Here is a 20,472-nt window from a genome sequence, read left to right on the forward strand (position 1 = left end):
CGGGAGAAGCCGGCCCCTTGCGATCGGTTCGCATGCCCTTCGGCGAATTGCCAGATCGGCGGGCGGCTGATATACTGGACACATCTTTTGGCAAGGGGGCTGGTACGGATGGCAATACGAGATTGCCGGACCGGAGCAACTCATGCAAAGCCCGCATCAGGGGCGATACTTTGCATGGGGCCTAACGGAGCAATGCCGATCGCCCGCATACGTGATCGCGTCTCATGATGGGCTTTGCACCTTATGGAACGACCAATCCAAAATAAGGGGCTGACCATCCAATGCCGACGCCATTCATTCGCAACCATCAATTCAACGCCATTCGCAGGCAATCCGAGCTGCTGATCCAAGCGCTCCGCACGGTCGCCGACCGCAACGTGCTGAAGGCGGTCCGCGACAACGCCGCGTATAAACTCGACGAACTGTTCCCGGAGCTTCCGGACGAGCGGAGACGGGAGCTGGCGGCGCTGTCCGAGCTGGATACGGCCGAACAATTCCAGCAGTATCTCGAAGGGCTGGAGCCGTGGCGCGAAGCCTTTCCGCCGATGTCGAACAATCAGCTGCGGAAGCTGTTCCCGAAGACCAAGAAGCTGAACGCGCCGGACATGGCGCTGCTGGATTTCCGCCGGCTGACCTATCTCGGCTGGACGGATATCGCCGCGAACCGCATGTACCTCGTCTACCCGAGCGACGGTCGGTACATCGGCATCGCGGGCCGGTTCACGGCCGTGAACAAGAAAGGATACTGCCTGATCTGCAACGGCTACGAGGAGATCGCGCTCTTCACGGTCAAGACGCGGCCGGCCAATTCGCCGCCGGACTACTACAAGGCGTTCGGCAACTACATTTGCCTCGACAGCCAGGCGTGCAACCGCCGCATCGCGGACACGGCGGCGCTGGAGCAATTCATTCAGACGATTCGCGAAGGCAAAGCGGCCGACGCCTAATGGCGCGTCGCCGGCTCGCTAACGCGGAGTCCCGGGTGCGGGCATCGGAAACGCAGGTTTCTCCGATGCCCGATCCGGGCTTTTTTTTGCGCGCGGAAGGCGGTCCGGGCGAATTTAATTTTTCTAAACTTACGTTAACGTAACCTGAAATTTCTGCTATGATAGCAGAAGCAAACCGAAAACCGCGAGAGGAGGAACACGGGACATGACGGCTGCGGCCAGATTAACGATGGAAGAAGTGACGGAGCGCCTCGGGATCACCTCGCGGACGCTCCATTATTATGAGGAGATCGGCTTACTGCCGGACGTTGCGCGGACGGAGGGCCGCCATCGGGTGTACGACGAGGAGACGGTGGACCGGATCGCGCATATTTTGCGGCTGAAGCAGGTGCTCGGCGCCTCGCTGCAGGAGATTCGCGACATACTGGATGCCGAGGAGGAGCTGGAGCGCATCAAGGCGAGTTATCGCGGCGAATCCCGGCTCGAGGAGCGCGACCGGCTGCTGGACGAAGCGGCGGAACGGCTGCGATCGATCATCGCCCATATCGACGAGAAGATGGAGAAGCTGCAGGCCATGCGGCAAGGATTCCAGGCACGGCTGGAGCGGGCGCACCGGCTGAAGGGCGGCCAGTCCGAGTAGGAAGAAGAGAGGAAGAAGTCCGAAATGAACGATTCCCGAAAATGGTGGATTTTATCGGTGACGAGCCTCGGCTCGCTGCTGTCGGCGCTGAACTTCAGCACGCTGATCATCGCGCTGCCGGACTTGCTGAAGGGCCTTGAAGCATCGCTGCTGCAGGCGATGTGGGTCATGCTGTCCTACATGGTGGCGCAGACGGTCATGGTGCTCATGGCCGGTTCCCTCGCGGACCGGTTCGGACGCAAACGCATCTATATCGGCGGCATGCTCCTATTTACCGTCGTGTCGCTGATCGCCGGCTTCGCCGGCAACGCCCCGCTGCTCATCGTGCTGCGGATTCTGCAGGGGATCGGCGGCGCGATGATCATGGCCAACAGCACGGCCATCGTCGCGGACGCGTTCCCGAGGGAAGAGCTCGGGCGCGCGCTCGGCGTCAACATCATGGTCGTCGCCGTCGGCCAGATCATCGGCCCGGTGCTCGGCGGCTGGCTGACCGAGTCGTTCGGCTGGGAATGGACCTTCTGGTTCAACGTGCCGTTCGGCCTGATCGGCGTCATCTGGGGCATGAAGGTGCTTGGCCTGAAGGACGACAAGCTCGCCGCTCCGAAGACGGGCGGCCTCGACCGCGGCGGCGCCGTGACGTACGTGCTGTCCATCACCGGCCTGCTGATCGCCCTCACCTGGGGGCCGATCCAGAGCTGGACGTCGCCCGTCGTCTGGATTTCCGGGCTCGTCTTCGTCATCCTGTTCCCGGCGTTCCTGCGCTGCGAGAAGCGCCATCCGAACGCGCTGCTGCATCTGCCGCTGTTCGCGAACCGGGTGTTTTCGTTCGGCATCATCTCGGCGACGCTGAACGCGCTCGCGCGGATGGGCATCATGTTCATGCTCATCTTTTACTTCCAGGGCGCGCTCGAGAAGGATGCCCTGGTCGCCGGCATCATGACGATTCCGCTCGCGGCCGGCATGCTGGTCGTCTCGCCGCTCGCCGGTTACCTGGGCGACAAGTACGGCGAGACGATGCCGGCGACGCTCGGCCTGTTCCTGAACATCTTCGGCATGGCGGGACTCGCGCTCGATACGGAGCTGTCGACGCCGTTCTGGCACCTGGCCTTGTACATGACGATCATCAGCGTCGGCGCGGGGTTGTTCAATTCGCCGAACTCCAGCAGCATTATGAACGCGGCCGGTCCGAAATACCGCGGCGAAGCGTCCGGCATCCGGTCGCTGACGACGAACATGGGCATGATGCTCAGCATCGCCTTCTCCATGCCGATCGTCACGCACAGCATTCCGCACGAAGCGATGCTGGCGATTTTCTCCGGCACGCAGGTCGGCATGGACGATAAATCGTCGCTTCACGGGTTCATTACCGGCCTGCACGGCGTATTCTGGTTCATGGCGGCGCTGATGGCGATCGCCACCGTCATGTCCTATCTGCGTTCGCACCGGGGCTCTCGCGCGGCCTCCGGCGCCACGCTGCCGCATAAGTAACGCATTCGAACGACCAAGGAGACCTTACCGAAGATGCCTGACCGGTCCGTATTAAGCAAACTATGGGGCGTATCGCTCCTTTGGGGCGGCAATTACGTCGCGAGCGCCTATCTGCTGCGCGAATTCTCGCCGATCCTGTTATCGTTCTCGCGGCTTGTCGTCATGTCGCTGTTCCTCATCGCCGTCGCGCTCGTCAACCGCTCGATGCGCCGGCCGACGAAGCGGGAATGGCTGCTGCTGCTCTACGCCGGCATCACCGGCACGCTGATCAACCAGCTGTTCTACTTCACGGGCCTGCAGCATTCGACGGCGGGCAACGCCGCGCTCATCGTGGCGCTGTCGCCCATCATGACGACGATGCTCGCACGCGTGTTCCTGAAGGAAGTCATTACGGGCCGCAAGCTGACCGGCTCGGTCCTCGCGCTGGCCGGCGTCATCTGCATCGTGCTCTACGGCGGCAAATCGCTCGGCATCTCGCTCGGCGACATTTACCTGCTGCTCGCGACGCTCGGCATGTCCGTCAGTCTGCTGTTCATCCGCAAGCTGACGACGGGCATGAGCTCGTACGAGGTGACGATCTACGCGACGGTCATCGGGACGATCCTCATGTCGCCGGCCGTGGGCTACGAATCGCTGGCGGGCCAGGCGCAATGGAGCCATCACGCGGCCAGCTGGCTGCTGCTCGCCGGCGTCGCCGTGATCGGGCAAGGCCTCGCGGGCTTCTGGTGGAACAAAGGCATCGCCGTCGCCGGTCCATCCGTCAGCGCGATGTTCATGAACATTCCGCCGTTCGTGGCGATCGTCGTCAGTCACTTCGTGCTGGGGGACCCGATACGCGCCGCTCAGATCGGCGGCGGCGTCCTGATCCTGGCCGGCGTCGCGCTGGCCAATTGGAGGCCGCGTCCGCGGCCGAGAGCGAAGGGGCAGGAAGCGGTCGGATTGTAGCCGAATGTCGGCGGGTGTTCGGTGGAAGGTTGCATGAACGCGGGTCGCCGCACCTTTTCGCCGGGGCGCATCGTCGCCGGGGCGCATCGCCGCCGCGGCCGACCGGTGCCGCCGATCGCTGCCCGCCAATCGTTGCCCGCTATCGCTGCATCCGTCCGCTCGCAATCGTCCCGATAAAAGCCGCGCCCCCCCCGCGCGGTTTTTATCGTTTTTTGCGATCATTTTCACTTTCCTTTCAACATGTCACCTTGCCGAACATATGGTGGAGCAAGGTGGTGATGAACAATGCATTACGGACTCTCGCTCGGGGATTGGGTCGTCTATACGATGTGGGGCGTATTCGCCTTCATGATCCTGGACTTCGCGGTCGCCTTCGCCCGTTCGTTCTGGTCGGGCTCCTTCGATACGACGTTTCTCGGGTATTTGAAGGATATTTTGTTCTATGTCGTGCCACTGAATCTCATCCTCTCGATGACCTCGATCGACCCTACGCATTACACGCTGATCGTGCTTTACTTTATCGGCGGCGCGTCGGTCATTATCAAATACGCCGCAGACATCGTCAAACGGTTCCGCGTGCCGCAAACCGACTAACACTCGAGGGCTCGCGACAGCAAAAAAAAGCACCCTGCGTCCATTCCGAGCTTCCCCGCATGTGGGGCCCGAAACGGACGGTAGGGTGCTTTTTCACGGATCGGCCGGCGCTTGGCGTTAAGCCACTTCTTGCTTGTTCTCTTCCTTCGGCGCCGTGACGCGCTTGATGAAGAAGCCGAGCACCAGCGCGACGAGGCCGATGAAGAAGCCGATCAGGAAGGCGTCCTGCAGGCCGGCGACCAAGCCTTCGGCCGGGGTCGCGTTCGGCGATTTCGTCATGAAATCCTTCGTGCCGGACGACATGATGCTGATGAACAGCGCCGTGCCGATCGCGCCGGCGACCTGCTGCAGCGTATTCAGAATCGCGGTGCCGTGCGGGTACAGCTGGCGCGGCAGCTGATTCAGCCCCGTCGTCTGCGCCGGCATCATGACGAGCGAGATGCCGACGAGTAGAATAATATGGAGCGTGACGACGTAACCCGCCGTCGTGTCGACGGAGATGTCGGTGAACAGCCAGACCGCGAGCAGCACGAGAATGAGGCCGGGCACGACGAGCACGCGCGGTCCGAACTTGTCGAACAGCTTGCCGGAGACCGGCGCCATGACGCCGTTGATGATGCCGCCCGGCATGAGCGTGAGGCCCGCCTTGAACGCCGTCATCAGGAGCGCCGTCTGCAGGAAGAGCGGCAGCAGGATCATCGTGGAGAACAGCGTCATCATGAGGACGAGCATCATGACCGTGACGAGCGAGAACATCGGGAATTTGAACGCCCGCAGGTCCATGATCGGCTCGCGCACGAGCAGCTGGCGGATGACGAAGAGCACGACGCCGACGGCGCCGACGGCGATCGTCCAGACGACGACCGGATCCGTCCAGGAGCCTTCGCCGGCTTTGCTGAAGCCGTAGACGATGCCGCCGAAGCCGACGGTCGAGAGCAGGATGGACAAGACGTCCACCTTCGGCTTGGTGATGTCGGACACGTTGCGCAGGTATGCCGCCGCGAAGGCGACGGAGAACGCCGCGAGCGGAATGACCAGGTAGAACAGCCAGCGCCAGTCCAGCTGGTCGATAATGAGGCCGGCCAGCGTCGGGCCGATCGCCGGTCCGAACATGATGACGAGGCCGATCATGCCCATAGCGCCGCCGCGCTTCTCGGGCGGGAAGATGACGAGAATCGTGTTCATCATGACGGGAAGCATGAGCCCCGTTCCGAGCGCCTGCACGACCCGGCCGACGAGCAGCATCTCGAAGACCGGCGACGCGCCGCAGATGATCGTCCCGGCCAGGAACAGAATCATCGCGCTCAGGAACATCTGCCTCGTGGTGAACCATTGCTGAAGCAGCGCCGTGACCGGCACGAGGATGCCGATGACGAGCATATACGCCGTCGAGAGCCATTGGATCGTGGCCGGCGAGATGTTGAATTCGATCATAAGGTCGGGGAAGGCGATGTTCAGCAGCGTCTCGTTCAGAATCGCCACGAACGCGCCGATGATGAGCGCGGCGACGATCGGCCCTCGCTTGATGCCGCTCAAATCGGTTGAAGCGCGTTCCGCTTCGGTGGAAACGTTCACTTTTTTGCTCCTCCTTTAAATGGGCGATTGGATAACTGGAAAATGCCCTTATCTTTTCCATCTTAGCATCTTCCGGACATTCGAACAACTGTTCGTTTTTGCCGAATAGAAGTTAACGATTGCCAAATCCGCGGGGCATGGCGTATGGTATTGCTTAAGAACGCCGAGAACGGATCACCCGTCGGGGGAGGGGCCGCATGTACAGCGTCATGATCGTCGAAGACGAAATGCTCGTTCGCTTGGGCTTCAAAAACGCGGTCGCGTGGGAAAGGTACGGCATGGCGGTCGTCGCGGACGCGGCGAACGGCCGGGAAGCATGGACGCAGTACAGCGGCGGGCGGAGGCCCGACGTCGTCATCACCGATCTGCGGATGCCGATCATGGACGGCCTGGAGCTGATCAAGAAGATCCGCGAGCGCGACGCGCAGACGCGCATCGTCATCCTCTCGTGCCTGGAGGATTTCGATCTCATGCGCCAGGCGATGCAGCTCGGCATCTCGAGCTACATTTTGAAGCTGACGATGACCGAGGAGGAAATCCACCAGGTGCTGTCCCGCGTGCGGGACGAGCTCGGCGCGCAGCGGGCGATCGGTCCTTCGACCGGCATCATCCGCAATCCCGGCCTGCTGAAGGAGAACGTCATCAAGAATTTCGTCTTCTACAGGCTCTATTCCAAGGAGGAATTCGCCCGCCACATCGACCAGCTGAAGCTTCGCCTGCATCCCGAGCGCCTCGTCGTCTGCACGATGGAGATCGATCACTTCGAGCGCGTCCGCGCGAAATTCAACGACGCCAAGGGCGAGCTCATCCGCGTCACGTTCCTGAACGTGCTGAACGAGCTGCTCGACCAGGCGGAGCGCGGCGAGGTCGTCGCCGACGAGGATAAGCGGTACCTGTTCCTGTTCAGCTTCCGGGATGTCGCGAGCGAGCTGAAGATCCGCGAGGAATTGTCCGCCGTTCTGCTTCAGGTGCAGAAGGTCATGAAGCGGTTCTTCAACATCTCGGCCTCGTTCGGCGTCAGCGGCATGCGGACCGGCTACGGCGCGCTGCACGAGCTGTACCGGGAAAGCGAGCAGGCGATCGGCTGGAAATTCTTCTTCGGCACGGAGCGCCTCCTGTTCAGGAGCGACATCGATCCCGCGGCGGTCGAAGCGGGCGCGCGCCGCAAGATCGGGCTGTTCGGCGAGCAGTGGGCCGGGGACGAGGGCATCGGCCGGCAGGAGCTCGAAGCGATCGTGCGGACCTTCCTCGCGTCCGGCCAACCGGGAAGCGAGCAGGACGTGCGGAAGCTGTTCGTCCGGCTGCTTCACGGGCCGGCGGTCGCCGCGGCGCTGAGCGAGGTCGAGGCGACCGCGCTCGCCGCGAGCCGCGGCGAGGAGATGCAGGCCTGCGAGACGCTCGACGAATGCGCGGACGCGTTCGCCGGCTTCCTGCTCGACGTCGCCGCGGCGCGCGGGACGAAGAAGCGGCTGAGCCCGGACGTCGCCCGGGCCGTCCGGCACGCGCAGGAACGGTACGGCGAGGAGATCTCGCTGCAGGGCGTCGCCGAGCGGCTCGGGCTGTCGCCGAACCACTTGAGCGCGCTGTTCAAGAAGGAGCTGCAGCTGAATTTCACCGAATACGTGAACCGGGTCCGGCTCGAGAAGGCGAAGGAGCTGCTGCTGAACACGAACCTCAAGTCGTACGAGATCGCCCGCCGGGTCGGGTTCGCCGACGACAGCTACTTCAGCCGGGCGTTCAAGAAGCATACCGGCGTCCGGCCGAACGGCTTCCGCCGGCTGTGGATCGACGACCGGCCGGGAGCGGCGGACTGATGGCGCGAGGAGGCCGGCCGCGGCTCGCCGGATTTTCGCTGAAGGCGCAGCTGATACTGTCGTTCATGGCCGTGACGCTGCTCGTCCTGTCGGTCAGCTCGTATTACAGCTATTCGCGGACGCTCGAGCTGTTCAACAAACGGACGCGGGAGACGACGCTGTCGCAGTTTCGCCAGATCGAAATGAATACGCTTACCATGCTGCGCGAGGTCGACAAGCTGTCGAATACCTTCCTGCTGGAGAGCAAGGTGCAGGCGTTCCTGCAGAGCGACCGGCCGACCGACCTGGAATTCATCGCGCTGGAGCGGGACATCACGGAGCGGATCATTCAGTATTTGACGAATTACGATTACCTCGATTCGATTTACATTTTCGGCGAGAACGGCGTCGTCATCGGGGGCACGCTGGCGCAGAACCAGAGCACGAACGCCCTCGGCCGGCAGTATCCGTTCTACGGGACGGACTTGTACGCGCGCGTGAAAGAAAGCTTTCCGCAGCCGATCTGGCAGGGCGGGCTGACGACCGCCGATTTCATGCGGACGTCGATTCCGGCCGGCCTGAACGATAACCGCTTGATCTCGTCGCTGCGCGGCATCCGCTGGATCGGCGGCAGCCGGATCAACGCCGTCCTCGTCTTCAACGTCGACGAACGCTACTTCAATTCCAGCTACGGCAGCCTGCAGAGCACGCCGGACGGCTCGCTCACGATCGCCGACGACGGCGGCCGGGTCATCTCCAGCACGCTGACGGACAGCATCGGCGCGCCGTACCTGTTCGGCGGCGAGGTGCGGGCGAAGCGCGGCTTCGGCAGCTTCGCGGCCGACCGCGGCGGAACGCCGGAGCAGGTGCTGTACTACCGGATGGACGACACCGGCTGGCTGTTCCTGAACGAGGTGCCGACGGCGCATTTCACGAAGGACGTCGCGGAGATCCAGCGCTTCATCGCGGCCGTGTTCCTGCTGTCGCTCATCCTGATCGTGGCGTTCGCGTCGTTGTGGATGAACCGGATCATGAAATCGCTGCAGCTGCTGGTCAAGGGCATGAAGCACGTGGGCCGGGGGCGGGCGGGCTTGACGCTGGAGCAGGCGTCCAATAAGGAAATCGGCGTGCTGATCGAGCAGTTCAACCGGATGTCGACCGGCATTTTGGAGCTGATGCGGCAGAACGAGGAAGCGGAGGGGGAGAAGCGGCGGCTGGAGGTGGAAGCGCTTCAATCGCAGATCAACCCGCATTTTCTGTTCAACGCGCTGAATACGGTCAAGTGGATGGCGGCCGTGGCGAACGCCCCGAACATCATGGAATGCATGACGAGCCTCGGCAGCATGCTGCGGCCGATTTACTACGATCCGTCGCCGTTCTGGACGATCCGGGAGGAGCTGGCGTTCGTCAAGCATTACGCGAACGTCATGAATTTCCGCTACGGGGAAGAGATCCGCCTCGAATTCGACGTGCCGGAGCCGCTGCTCGATTGCCGGACGGTCCGCTTCATGATCCAGCCTTCGGTCGAGAACGCGCTGCAGCACGGCGAGAACCGCAACGGGACGATCCGGGTGTCGGCCGCGGAATCCGGCGGCGAGCTGTCGGTCGTCGTGCGCGACACGCGCGGCGGCATGCCGCCGGAACGGGTCGAGGCGCTCAACCGGATGCTGAGGGACGCGGAAGCCGGCGACCGGCCGTCCAAGGGAATCGGCCTCAGCAACGTCAACAAGCGGATCCGGCTGCATTTCGGCGAGCGGTACGGCATCAAGGTCGGCAGCGCGGAGCACGCGGAAACGCGGGTGACGATGAACATTCCGGCCATTTACGGGCATGCGGCGGATCAGCCGGCGCCGACCGGCGACGACGAAATCGGGAGGCGGAGGGCATGAAGCGGAACGCGACGAAACGCGGAATGGTCATGATCGCGCTTGCCGCCGCGCTGGCCGCGGCGCCCGCCGGCTGCGCGGACGGCGGGGAAGGCGCGGCAGGACCGCCGCCGGGAGGCACGGCCCCGAACGGCGGCGCCGGTTCCGGGCGGAACGGGCAGGACGCCGCCGCCGGCGCGACGGACAGCCGGCCCGTGACGCTGAAGGTCCAGGTCAACAGCACGGGGAAGGACTTCGAGCACACGGAGGTGTACGACGAGATCAAGCGCCTGACCGGCGTTACGATGGACCTCGAGACGTACGACGAGCAGAAGTTCAAGGTCGAGCTGGCCGGCGGGGACTTGCCCGACATCATTCAGGTGCCGAACAAGAACATCAAGGAGCTGATCGAAGGCAACAACATCCTTCCCCTCGACGAGCTGGTCCGGACGCACGGCCCCGACATCGGCCAGCCGGCGCTCGTGCCGAGCTTGGACTATATCCGGCGCTTCTGGAGCGACGGCACGAACAAGCTCTACATGGTGCCGGTTCAGGTCGGCGAGACCGGCTTCGGCTTCGAGCAGCAGGTCGGGCTCAATCTGCGCTGGGATTACTACAAGGAGCTCGGCTATCCGGCCATCCGCAGCATCGAAGACATGGTCGGCGTCATTGCCGAGATGACGGCGATGCACCCGACGACGGCGGACGGCAAGAAGGTGTACGGCGTCGGGATGTGGAACGACTGGGGCTTGTGGGGACTGCGCAGCATCGGGCTCGTGACCGGGAACAACACGTACGACGTCCGGACCGGCCGGCTCGTGAACGACTACGCCGATCCCGACAGCGGCATTTGGGACACGGCGCGGTTCCTCTTCCTGGCCCAGCGGAAGGGCATCCTCGATCCCGACGCTTTCACGGCCAAGTACAACGACGTCGTGGCGAAGGCGTCGCAGGGCACGTTGATCTCGTCGTTCGCGACCTGGCCGTTCGAGCCGGTCAATGCCGAGCTGCTGAAGCAGGGGCCGGACAAAGGCTTCGTGACGATTCCGCTCGACTGGGGCTTCACGAACGCCGGCGGCAGCACGGTCGCCGGGTGGAGCGACCGCGCTTGGGCGATCTCGCGCAACTGCAAGGATCCGGAACGGGCGATGGAGCTGATCGATTTCCTCGTCTCGGACCGGGGCTCCCGGCTGATCGCGAGCGGCATCCAGGGCACGCACTGGGACTACGTCGACGGCATGCCGCGGATGAAAGCGGAGACGGTGAAGCTGGCGGCCGAGGGCGGCGACGAATGGAAGCGGACCGGCATCGGCATGTTCGCCAACCAGCAAGGCTTCACCGACCAGGCGAAGACGAGCGACGGCGGCGTGGTCAGCCTGTTCGAGACGCCGGACGTCTACGCGGCGAAGATCAATTCGCTGAACGCGGATTACGACCGCCATTACGGCGTCGCTTACCCGGCGGAGGCCTACAAGCGGCTGGCCGAGCAGGGCAAAGTGAAGACGCTCGATCACGTGCCGCAGGACATCCTGAACGCCATGCCGCCGAAGCCGGACGACATCATCCGCATCCAGGCCAAGCTCGACGAGCTGCTCGTCAAGGGGATGCCGGCCGTCGTGCTCGGTTCGGCGAACGAGACGGCGTTCGCGGCGAACAAGGCGGCGCTTATCGCGCAGTTGAACGAAGCCGGCGCCGGGACGTATTTCGCCTGGTTCCAAAGCGCCTTCGAGGAGGCGAAGGCGCGGCTTGCCGAAACGCCGCCTGCCAAGACCGCCAAGTAACGCGGCGCCATACCGTACGGACCGGCCTCTCGCGGCACTGCCGCCGAGAGGCCGGTTTTTTGCGCGCTTTCGGCCCGGCGGCGGCTCGCTTCAGTCCAAAAATCGTAGATAACTTCATAGTTCCGTCCGATTCGGTCCCGTATACTGGGGGCATCGACCGAAACCAGATTGGAGGACGGAGTGATGCGCATGCTGACTAAGGAAGCCGGCCGTATGGCGCCGCAAGCGGCTTCGACGGGCGCGCGGACCCGCAGGAAGAAGCCGAAGGCCGCCCGGCTGACGCTGCTGGCCATGGTGCTGCCGTTCGTCGCGCTCGTGTTCGTGTTCAACTACATTCCGTTATTCGGGTGGATCTACGCGTTTTACGATTACAAGCCCGGCATTCCGCTGGCGCATACGCCGTTCGCGGGGTTGAAGTATTTCCGGCTCGTGCTGGACGACAAGGACGATCTGGTCCGGGTGCTGACCAATACCCTCGCGCTCAGCTTCCTCTCGATTCTGGCGTCGCCGCTCGCGGCCGGCTTCGCGATTCTGCTGAACGAGACGAGCGGCAAGCTGTTCAAGAAGGCCGTTCAGACGCTGACCACGCTGCCGAATTTCATCAGCTGGATCATCGTGTATTCGCTGGCGTCGGTTCTCTTCTCCTCGGGCGGTCTGCTCAACGCCGTCTTGTTCAAGCTGCATTGGATCGACGAGGCGACCAACGTGCTCGGCAACGAAGCGGCGACGTGGTGGTTCCAGACGGCCGTCTCGGCGTGGAAAGGGCTCGGCTTCGGCAGCATCATCTACCTCGCGGCGATCGCGGGCATCGACCAGGAGCTGTACGACGCGGCCAAGGTCGACGGCGCGGGGCGGTTCCAGCGGATCATGGCCATCACCGTGCCGGGCATCCTGCCGACCTTCTTCGTCCTGACGCTGCTGAACATCGCCAACGTGCTGTCTTCGGTCAGCTTCGAGCAGAATTTCGTCTTCTACAACTCGCTCGTCGCCGACAAGATCGAGACGCTGGATTATTTCGTCTACCGTACGGGCATCGCGACCGGCGACGTCTCGTTCGGCACCGCGGTCGGCATCGCCAAATCGCTCGTCAGCATCGTGCTGCTGTTCTCGATGAACGCCTTGTCGAAGCGCGTCCGGGGCCAGTCGGTATTCTAAGCGGAAAGGAGCCCGCGCAAGCATGAAAAACGAATCCAGCCTTGCGTTCAACGTCTTCAATTACGGCATTCAGCTCGCGTTCACCCTGATGTGCGTGTTTCCGTTCTACTACATTTTCATCTATTCCGTCAGCGATCCGCAGCAGGCGCTGAAGGGCGTGCTCCTGCTGCCCAAGGGCTTCACCCTCGTCAATTACACGCATATTTTCCGGCTCGACAACATGCTGAATTCGTTCGTCGTGTCGGTGCTGCGCACGGTCATCGGCTGCGCGCTCACGATCGCCTGCAGCTCGTGGTTCGCCTACGCCGTGACGAAGAACGAGCTGTATTTCCGCAAGACGATCTACCGCTTCCTCGTCGTGACGATGTACTTCAACGCGGGCCTCATCCCGTGGTACATCACGATGAAGGAGCTGGGGCTGAAAAACAACTTCCTCCTCTACGTGCTGCCGGGCGCCGTCGTCGCGTACTACGTGGTCCTGCTGAAAACGTTCATCGAACAGCTGCCTCCGGCGCTGGAGGAATCGGCGACGATCGACGGCGCCGGCCATGCCGCGATATTCGCGCGGGTCATCTTCCCGTTGTCGATGCCGATCGTGGCGACGATCGCCGTGTTCGCGTCGGTCGGCCAATGGAACACGTGGACCGACAACTACTTTCTCGTCTCGAGCGACCGCCTGCAGACGCTCCAGCTGATCCTGTACAACTACTTGACGGACGCCCAGCAAATCGTCAACAGCAGCAATCTGCAGGACTTGAACCGCGGACTGGCGACCAAAATATCGCCCGAGTCGATCCGCATCACGATCACGATGGTCGTGACGATTCCGGTCATGCTCGTCTATCCGTTCCTGCAGCGGTACTTCGTCAAAGGCATCATGCTCGGCGCGATCAAAGGATAAGCCGACGCTCGGGCGATCGCGGGGACGGCCCGCGCATGGAATCACGGATGAACCGGCTTCCTTCGAAGCCGTCATCATAGGGACTAGAGGGGATTCACACTTTCGATCGGGAGGTCAAGCGATGAAGGGAAACAAGTCGTTCAAAGGAAGCATGCTCCTCGCGATGACGGCCATGCTGGTCACGCTGACGGCATGCGGCGGCAACAGCGGCGGCAACGGCGGCGGGAACGGTACGGACGGCGCGAACGCGACGTCGGAGAACAACGGAGCGGCCGTGCCGGACAACGGTTCGGGTACGGGGAACGACGCGGCCGGGAATGACGCGGCGGGGAACGGCGGCGCGGCCGCGAACGACGGCGGCGGCACGGACGCGCCGGCGAAAGCGCCGGTCACGATCAAGCTGGAAGTGAACAGCACGCAGAAGGATTTCGAGAATACGGACGTCTACAACGAAATCAAGAAGCAGACGGGCGTGACGATGGACCTGCAGACGTACGACGAAGAGAAATTCAAGGTGGAGCTGGCGAGCGGCGACCTGCCCGACGTCTTCCAGGTGCCGAACAAGTATTTGGCGCAGCTGATCGACGGCGGCAACATCATTCCGCTGGACGATCTGGTGGCGTCGAACGGACCGGACATCTCGAAGCCGCTGTTCCAGAAAAGTCTGAGCTACAGCAAGCAATTTTGGAGCAACGGCACGGGCAAATTGTACGTCATTCCCGTCCAGGTCGGTCAGGCGGGCTGGGGCTTCGATCAGCAGACCGGCTTCAACGTCCGGTGGGACTATTACAAGGAGCTCGGCTTCCCGGCCGTCAAGAGCGTCGACGACATGGTGAACGTGCTCGCCGACATGGTCGCGAAGCATCCGAAGACCGCGGACGGCAAGAAGGTGTACGGCACGGCGATCTGGAACGATTGGGGCACCTGGGGACTCAACAGCATGGGCATGATCGTCGGCAGCGGCGCGGTCGCGAACAACTACACGGACGTGCCGAACAGCGGGTTCTGGCAAACGGCCGAGTTCCTGTACAAGGCGAAGCAAAAAGGCATTCTCGATCCCGACGCGTTCACGGCCAAGTACAACGACATCGTCACGAAGGCGTCGCAAGGCACGCTGCTCAATTCCGCCGCGACGTGGCCGTTCCAGGCGGTCAACGCGGAGCTGTTGAAGGAAGGGCCGGATCATGGCTTCGTCACGCTTCCGCTCGATTGGGGCTTCGCTTGGGTCGGCGGCTCCACGGTCGCGGGCTGGTCGGACCGGGCATGGGCGATCTCGTCCAAGGCGAAGGATCCCGCGCGCGCCATGGATCTCATCAATTTCCTCTCGTCGGAGCAGGGCTCGCGCCTCATCGCGAGCGGCATTCAGGGCGTGCATTGGGACCTGGTCGACGGCAAGCCGCGGATGAAGCCGGAGATCGTGCAGCTCGCCGCGGCGGGCGGGGACGCGTACAAGAAAACCGGCATCGGCATGTTCGCGAACCAGCAGGGCTTGACCGACTTCACGGCGCTCGGCGACGGCAGCGTCGTCAACCTCTTCAACACGCCGGAGGTGTTCGCGACGAAGGTCAACTCGCTGAACAAGGATTACGATGACCATTACGGGGCGACGTATCCGGCCGAGGCGTACAAGAAGAACGCCGACGCGGGCAAGGTGCTGACGCTCGACGTCGTGCCGCAGGACGTGCAAGCCGCGATGCCGGCGCCGCCGGACGACGTCAAGCGCATTCAGACGAAGCTGGACGATCTGATCACGAAGGGGATTCCGGACATCGTGCTGCATGCCAAGGACGACGCGGATTACAAGAAGAAGCAGGACGCGCTGATCAAGAAGCTGAACGACGCGGGCGCGGACAAATACTGGACGTGGTATATGCAGGCTTTTAATGACACGAAGGCGAAGTTTGAATAAGGGCGAAATCGAAGTTTCCGCCAGAGCGAAAGCGAAGTTTGCATAAAAAAAGTCCGACATTCATGGCGAAGCGATGACGAAGCGACTTGAGCGAGGCCGCAAGCCGACGGATAATAAGGGTATCAACGGGGAAGGGCTGGGATCGCCGAATGAACCAAAACGTCAAGCTGCGGAGACTTAGCGAGTTGTCGTACGAAGCGTCGCTTACGCTGTGGAACGAAGGATTTTCGGGCTATTACGCCGACATGACGCGGACGTTGGCCCAGCATGTGAAGTATATCGGGACGGCGAACATCCAGCCGGAGCACTCCGTCGTGGCGGTCGCGGACGGCGAGCCCGTCGGCTTCGTCCTGACCGGCTTGCGCCGGGACGGCGGCCGGACGCTCGCCTGGAACGGAGGCACGGCCGTCGTGCCCCGATATCGCGGCACGGGCGTCGGGACGGCCATGATGCGCGAAGCGATCCGCGTCTACGAAGAGCTCGATGCGCATGCGGCCAGCCTGGAAGCGATCACGGCGAACGACGCGGCCGTCGCGCTGTACCGCCGCTGCGGCTACGCGATCCGCGAACGGGTGCTGATCCTGGCGCAGCCGAAGGAACCGGCGAATAAGCCGTTGTTCCCGGACGGCGCGGACGGCGGACGCGCCGGTGCCGGCGCCTACGCGCTGCGCCGCGCGCACCCGCGCGAGGCCGGGCGCCTGCCGTACTATCGCGGCGACGCGCCGTGGTGCTCGCAATGGCCGAACGCCGCGGACGCGGAAGCGGCGCTGGCGGCGGACGGAAGCGGCGAGACCGCGGGCTTCGCGCTGTACAAGCGCAGCTTCGGCGAGGACGGAACGCCGAGAGGCGTCCATCTCCTGCAGGCCGGGTTCGATCCGGCGCGAGGCGACGGCCGCGAAGCGGCGGCGTTCCTGCTGGCGGCGTTGTACGGCCCCGCGGACGCGCCGATCCGGCGGACCGCCGACAACCTCCCCGAATCGAGCCTCGCGGCGAAGCTGCTTATCGAGGCCGGCTTCGAGACGGCGTTTGCCCAGTACGTCATGGAGCTAACGGTGCGTCCGTAGAATTGGCGCAAGCGCAAAAGCCGCGGATTCCGCGGCTTTTGCGCTGCCGATTTTTCCGGCTTCGCGCGCCGTTAGGTCAACGGGGAATCGATCAAGGTCGCGAAGTTGAATTGGTGCCGATGGTCATCGACGAGGGTCGTCCGGCCGGTGACGAAATGCACGTGCTTGCCGTTGCCGACCGGAATGGCGGGTCCGGTGCGGATTTTGATCAGCTTGTGAAAATGATCGAAGAAATCGGTTCGGTTCAGGACGATTTCGTGCACATGGCTGCTACCCGAGCGAATGGCTTGGCCCGTGACGCCGGCGAAACGGTGATTGTGGCGATCGTTGCCTTCTTCGGCCAATTTCGTGCTGCCTTCGAATTCGTGGATATGCCGCTGCGCCCGATAGCGGGCTTTCGTTTCGTTTTTGAACCGGCTGGCTGTTTTTCTCAACATCGGATTCAGGCCTCCTCGCGGAATGATTACATCGTTATGCTATTAAGCCGGCTCGAGCGGTGTGCTGGGTAGGAGACATGCGGGGACGGCCGCCTCGGATCCCCGTTCGCCCAAGGATTGACAGGCTTGGACGATCGGCGCTACACTACGGATGATTATCGGCTCGCTGCCGGATATCGGCGCGGAGGAAGGGAGCGTTCGGAACGGAATGGAGTTCATCGTTCGTCGGGCAAGCTTGGCGGATGCGGAGGCGTTGCGCGAGCTGTACGTGGAAGCGGCGGCGTGGATTCGCGAGGCGAAGGGCATCGCGCAATGGCAGGAAAGCTGGTTCACGCGGGCGTTCATCGAAAACTTCATCGGCGAGCATGCGGTATTCGCCGCGATGGCGGAAGGCCGCCCGGTCGGCTGCTTCTCGGTGCAGTGGGCGTACGAAGACATCTGGGGCGAGCTGTACCACGAAGATGCCGGTTACGTGCATAAGCTCGTCACGTCGCGCAAGCATCGGGGGCATGGAATCGGAACCCGGCTGCTCGAGCAGGCCGCCGGTTACATCCGGGAGCAGGGCAAGTCGTGGCTGAGGCTCGACTGCATGGCGGACAACCCGGCGCTCAACGCGTTTTACGTCCGGCACGGCTTGACGCTTCGCGGCCGGTTCGACGGGGAATACAGCGCGCATCTGTACGAGATGCGGCTTGATGCCGAGGCCAGATGACGGGATGTTCCGGAGGCGCCGGGACAATTCGAGAGTGTCCGTTTCCCTCTTCGGGAGAATCGCTTGCGGCTGACTTGGCAGCCTCGGCACCGCAGGCGGCTATCGGCTCGCCGGGGCGTCGCGTGCCGGGCCGCCCGGCGCTCTTCTCCCGGCGTTCGCCGGACGAGCCCGCCGCCTCCCGCGCAGCGTACGTAAGCACGCCGTACCGCCGTGCTTTCACGCAGCGTGCGCATCCTGACCAAATCAAAGAAGGCTTCCCGAGCGGGCATATCGCCCGCTCGGGAAGCCTTCTTTCAGTGCTGCGGCCGCTTGACGGTCGACCGGGCCGACGACGGATCCGTGTTGATGATTTTCACCAGCTGCTCCTGCATGTAGGCGGGCGAATAATGGAAGTCGTTCTCGATCCAATAGAAGACGAGCCCGAGCAGCGCATGGATGGCATACACGACGAGCAGTTCCTGGTTAAGCCCGCGCCCGTCGTCCACCGGCTGCAGCTCCTCGACGAGAATCCGCTTCAAGGCGAGCAGCATCGCTTCCTTCACTTTCGGCAGCACTTCGCTCTTCAGCAGCACCGTGTACAACGAGGCGTTCGCGTAAATATGATCGAAAATCATGACCGAATTCGCGGACAGCTCGCTGATCAGAAAGACGTCGGTTCCTTCGTACGGAGCACGGAACGACTGCAGCAGTTCCCGGATGAGCTCGGCAATGATGTCGTCCAGCAGCGCTTCTTTGCCGTCGTAATGCGCATAGAACGTCCCGCGGTTGTAATTGGCCGTTTCGACGATCTCCGTGATGGAGATCGCGCCGAAGCTCTTCTTCTTCATGAGCGCGATCAGGGCGCAGCGCAGCGCTTCCCGGCTGCGCTGGACGCGCCGGTCCGGTTTCTTGTCTTCTTCCGTCATCGTCATCGTTTTCATTCCCTTTGCGCGTTATCGGACATTTCCCATCATACTGTATAGTAAGTCACATTTGAAAGAGGTTTACTGATTGTGGGACTTCCGCGCCAGGCTTATAATCGGCATATACAGACGTACGTTAATGTACATTTGTATATTTTCTTGGCACTAACGGACTGCCCGGCGTCGGAATGAATTCGTGCCGGACAAGCCTACTACACGGAAGCGGAGGAATTCGAACATGAGACTTTCCGGTAAAGCAGCGATCGTGACGGGCGCGGCATCGGGCATGGGCAAGGCGATCGCGGAGCTGTTCGCGGCCGAAGGCGCGAAGGTGGTCGTCGGCGACCTGCGGCTCGATGCGGCGCAAGCCGTCGCGGACGGCATCGCGGCGGCGGGCGGCACGGCGATCGCGGTCGCGGCCAACGTCGCCAAGGAAGACGACGTGCGGCAGCTGGTCGCGAAGACGGTCGAAGCGTACGGCACGCTCGACATTCTCGTCAACAACGCGGGCATCATGGATAATTTCGTGCCGGCCGCGGACCTGACGGACGAGCTCTGGGACAGGGTCTTCGCCGTCAACGCGACGGGCGTCATGCGCACGACGCGCCAGGCGCTGCCGATCTTCATGGCGAAGAAGAGCGGCGTCATCGTCAACATCGCTTCGGCGGGCGGCCTGCAGGGCTCGCGCGCGGGCGCCGCGTATACGGCGTCCAAGCACGCGGTCGTCGGCTTCACGAAGAACGTCGGCTTCCAATACGCGAACTACGGCATCCGCTGCAACGCCATCGCGCCGGGCGGCGTCAACACGAACATCGGCACGTCCATCAACGAGCCGAACGCCTTCGGCATGGAGCGGGCGATGGCCGGCATCCAACTGAATCCGCGGTCGGGCGAGCCGCTCGACATCGCGCGCGTCGCGCTGTTCCTGGCTTCGGACGACGCCGGCTTCGTGAACGGCACGGTCGTGACGGCCGACGCGGGCTGGACGGCTTACTGATTCGAATCCGTCCGGGCGATCCTTCCCCGACATTCGAATCCAACGACAACATACCCCCGGCATCGGATGCCGGGGGTATCGCGCGTTCAGCGGACGTTTGCCCGCGGCCAGCCGCGGCGCGGCGGAAGCCGGCGCCCGTCCGGTCCGGATCAAACGGTCCGGGCTTGGGAATACGAAAGCGGTTTGCCTTCTTTATAATACAGCGAAGGCGAGAGAATGACGAAAAAAATATGAACGTTCTCATAGCCGAAGTCGGTCAGCATCCGGTGCACCTTGGACGCGATGGCGTCATGCAACTCCTGGGCGCGCTGGAACATAAGAATCTCGACGGAGCGGGGGGTGTTCGTAATGAGTTGGATGTCCAGCTGTTCGATCTTCACGATCTCCTTCGGAATGCGGACGAGCTTGGCGAACTCCTCGACGAGCGGCGGCGCGAGCTGCTTCAGAAACGCCGTCGGAAAGCCTTTAAACCGTAAAAATGGCACGCGAATCCCTTCATTTCGTTGGAATGGTCTACTTGTGATTATAATCACAATCTTGGCATTATTCAATGCCGGATGCGCATGATACCGATGCCGGAGCTCGCGCGGTGCCGCGCGCGCGAAGTCCCGATTCGTCCGCGCATGCCGCGCGACGCTTCGAATCGCGTTTTTTCGCGCCCGGTTCCGGGCGCTTCGCCGGTCGTCCGCCCACCGGACGGGCACCCCGTCCCGATGCCGAGGACCCGTTTTCGCGCGGGCTTCGGCTTTTTCTGTCGAGGTCTGCCA

The 20,472-nt window shown here is 62.9% G+C and carries 18 protein-coding genes; 14 read left to right on the plus strand and 4 right to left on the minus strand.

Going from position 1 to position 20,472, the window contains the following annotated elements; all coding sequences use genetic code 11:
• Positions 1–281: 281 nt before the first annotated feature.
• The 5 genes from I8J29_RS00515 to I8J29_RS00535 all read left to right on the plus strand — a co-directional run bounded on the left by I8J29_RS00515 (position 282) and on the right by I8J29_RS00535 (position 4,614).
• Positions 282–947 (plus strand): FusB/FusC family EF-G-binding protein, encoded by a 666-nt coding sequence (locus tag I8J29_RS00515; protein WP_208845637.1) that lies wholly within the window; start codon positions 282–284, stop codon positions 945–947.
• A gap of 205 nt (positions 948–1,152) precedes the next feature.
• Positions 1,153–1,587 carry a MerR family transcriptional regulator gene (locus I8J29_RS00520; RefSeq protein WP_208845638.1) on the plus strand — a complete coding sequence of 145 codons (435 nt, stop codon included), beginning with the start codon at positions 1,153–1,155 and terminating at the stop codon, positions 1,585–1,587.
• Between the two features lie 24 nt (positions 1,588–1,611).
• The gene (locus I8J29_RS00525) at positions 1,612–3,075 is read left to right on the plus strand and encodes an MFS transporter (RefSeq protein ID WP_208845639.1); all 1,464 of its coding nucleotides are present in this window, start codon (positions 1,612–1,614) and stop codon (positions 3,073–3,075) included.
• A gap of 33 nt (positions 3,076–3,108) precedes the next feature.
• Positions 3,109–4,020 (plus strand): DMT family transporter, encoded by a 912-nt coding sequence (locus tag I8J29_RS00530; RefSeq protein ID WP_208845640.1) that lies wholly within the window; start codon positions 3,109–3,111, stop codon positions 4,018–4,020.
• Between the two features lie 285 nt (positions 4,021–4,305).
• On the plus strand, positions 4,306–4,614 hold the full coding sequence (locus tag I8J29_RS00535; RefSeq protein WP_208845641.1) for a hypothetical protein: 309 nt from the start codon (positions 4,306–4,308) through the stop codon (positions 4,612–4,614).
• 117 nt (positions 4,615–4,731) lie between these two features.
• Here the strand turns inward: I8J29_RS00535 and I8J29_RS00540 are convergent, their stop codons facing one another.
• Positions 4,732–6,150, minus strand: a complete 1,419-nt coding sequence (locus I8J29_RS00540) for a DHA2 family efflux MFS transporter permease subunit (RefSeq protein WP_240545839.1) — start codon at positions 6,148–6,150, stop codon at positions 4,732–4,734.
• Between the two features lie 236 nt (positions 6,151–6,386).
• Between I8J29_RS00540 and I8J29_RS00545 the strand changes: the two genes are divergently transcribed.
• From I8J29_RS00545 to I8J29_RS00575, 7 genes are all read left to right on the plus strand, one after another.
• A complete protein-coding gene (locus I8J29_RS00545) occupies positions 6,387–8,003 on the plus strand; it encodes a helix-turn-helix domain-containing protein (RefSeq protein ID WP_208845643.1) in 1,617 nt (538 codons plus the stop codon).
• Positions 8,003–9,871, plus strand: coding sequence for a cache domain-containing sensor histidine kinase (locus I8J29_RS00550; protein ID WP_208845644.1), 1,869 nt, complete (start codon positions 8,003–8,005; stop codon positions 9,869–9,871). Before I8J29_RS00545 ends, I8J29_RS00550 begins: the two co-directional genes overlap by 1 nt.
• Entirely contained in the window at positions 9,868–11,628 is a 1,761-nt protein-coding gene (locus I8J29_RS00555) for an extracellular solute-binding protein (RefSeq protein ID WP_208845645.1), read from the plus strand. Before I8J29_RS00550 ends, I8J29_RS00555 begins: the two co-directional genes overlap by 4 nt.
• Positions 11,629–11,811: 183 nt before the next feature.
• A complete protein-coding gene (locus I8J29_RS00560; protein ID WP_240545801.1) occupies positions 11,812–12,783 on the plus strand; it encodes an ABC transporter permease in 972 nt (323 codons plus the stop codon).
• A 22-nt stretch (positions 12,784–12,805) separates the two neighbouring features.
• Positions 12,806–13,684 (plus strand): carbohydrate ABC transporter permease, encoded by an 879-nt coding sequence (locus I8J29_RS00565; protein ID WP_208845646.1) that lies wholly within the window; start codon positions 12,806–12,808, stop codon positions 13,682–13,684.
• A 121-nt stretch (positions 13,685–13,805) separates the two neighbouring features.
• Positions 13,806–15,593, plus strand: coding sequence for an extracellular solute-binding protein (locus I8J29_RS00570; RefSeq protein ID WP_208845647.1), 1,788 nt, complete (start codon positions 13,806–13,808; stop codon positions 15,591–15,593).
• Between the two features lie 149 nt (positions 15,594–15,742).
• On the plus strand, positions 15,743–16,657 hold the full coding sequence (locus I8J29_RS00575) for a GNAT family N-acetyltransferase (protein WP_208845648.1): 915 nt from the start codon (positions 15,743–15,745) through the stop codon (positions 16,655–16,657).
• Between the two features lie 71 nt (positions 16,658–16,728).
• On the opposite strand, the gene I8J29_RS00580 is transcribed toward I8J29_RS00575, so the two are convergent.
• The gene (locus I8J29_RS00580; RefSeq protein ID WP_208845649.1) at positions 16,729–17,094 is read right to left on the minus strand and encodes a YmaF family protein; all 366 of its coding nucleotides are present in this window, start codon (positions 17,092–17,094) and stop codon (positions 16,729–16,731) included.
• Positions 17,095–17,245: 151 nt separating this feature from the next.
• Between I8J29_RS00580 and I8J29_RS00585 the strand changes: the two genes are divergently transcribed.
• Positions 17,246–17,806: a GNAT family N-acetyltransferase gene (locus I8J29_RS00585; protein ID WP_208845650.1), complete on the plus strand. Its 561-nt coding sequence runs from the start codon at positions 17,246–17,248 to the stop codon at positions 17,804–17,806.
• Between the two features lie 293 nt (positions 17,807–18,099).
• Here I8J29_RS00585 and I8J29_RS00590 read toward each other — a convergent pair whose 3' ends face one another.
• The gene (locus I8J29_RS00590; protein ID WP_240545802.1) at positions 18,100–18,717 is read right to left on the minus strand and encodes a TetR/AcrR family transcriptional regulator; all 618 of its coding nucleotides are present in this window, start codon (positions 18,715–18,717) and stop codon (positions 18,100–18,102) included.
• 229 nt (positions 18,718–18,946) lie between these two features.
• Between I8J29_RS00590 and I8J29_RS00595 the strand changes: the two genes are divergently transcribed.
• Entirely contained in the window at positions 18,947–19,705 is a 759-nt protein-coding gene (locus tag I8J29_RS00595) for an SDR family oxidoreductase (protein WP_208845651.1), read from the plus strand.
• 149 nt (positions 19,706–19,854) lie between these two features.
• Here I8J29_RS00595 and I8J29_RS00600 read toward each other — a convergent pair whose 3' ends face one another.
• A complete protein-coding gene (locus I8J29_RS00600; protein WP_208845652.1) occupies positions 19,855–20,190 on the minus strand; it encodes a DUF1904 family protein in 336 nt (111 codons plus the stop codon).
• Between the last annotated feature and the right edge of the window lie 282 nt (positions 20,191–20,472).

The organism is Paenibacillus artemisiicola (genome assembly GCF_017652985.1).
Classification (GTDB): Bacteria; Bacillota; Bacilli; order Paenibacillales; family Paenibacillaceae; genus Paenibacillus_Z; species Paenibacillus_Z artemisiicola.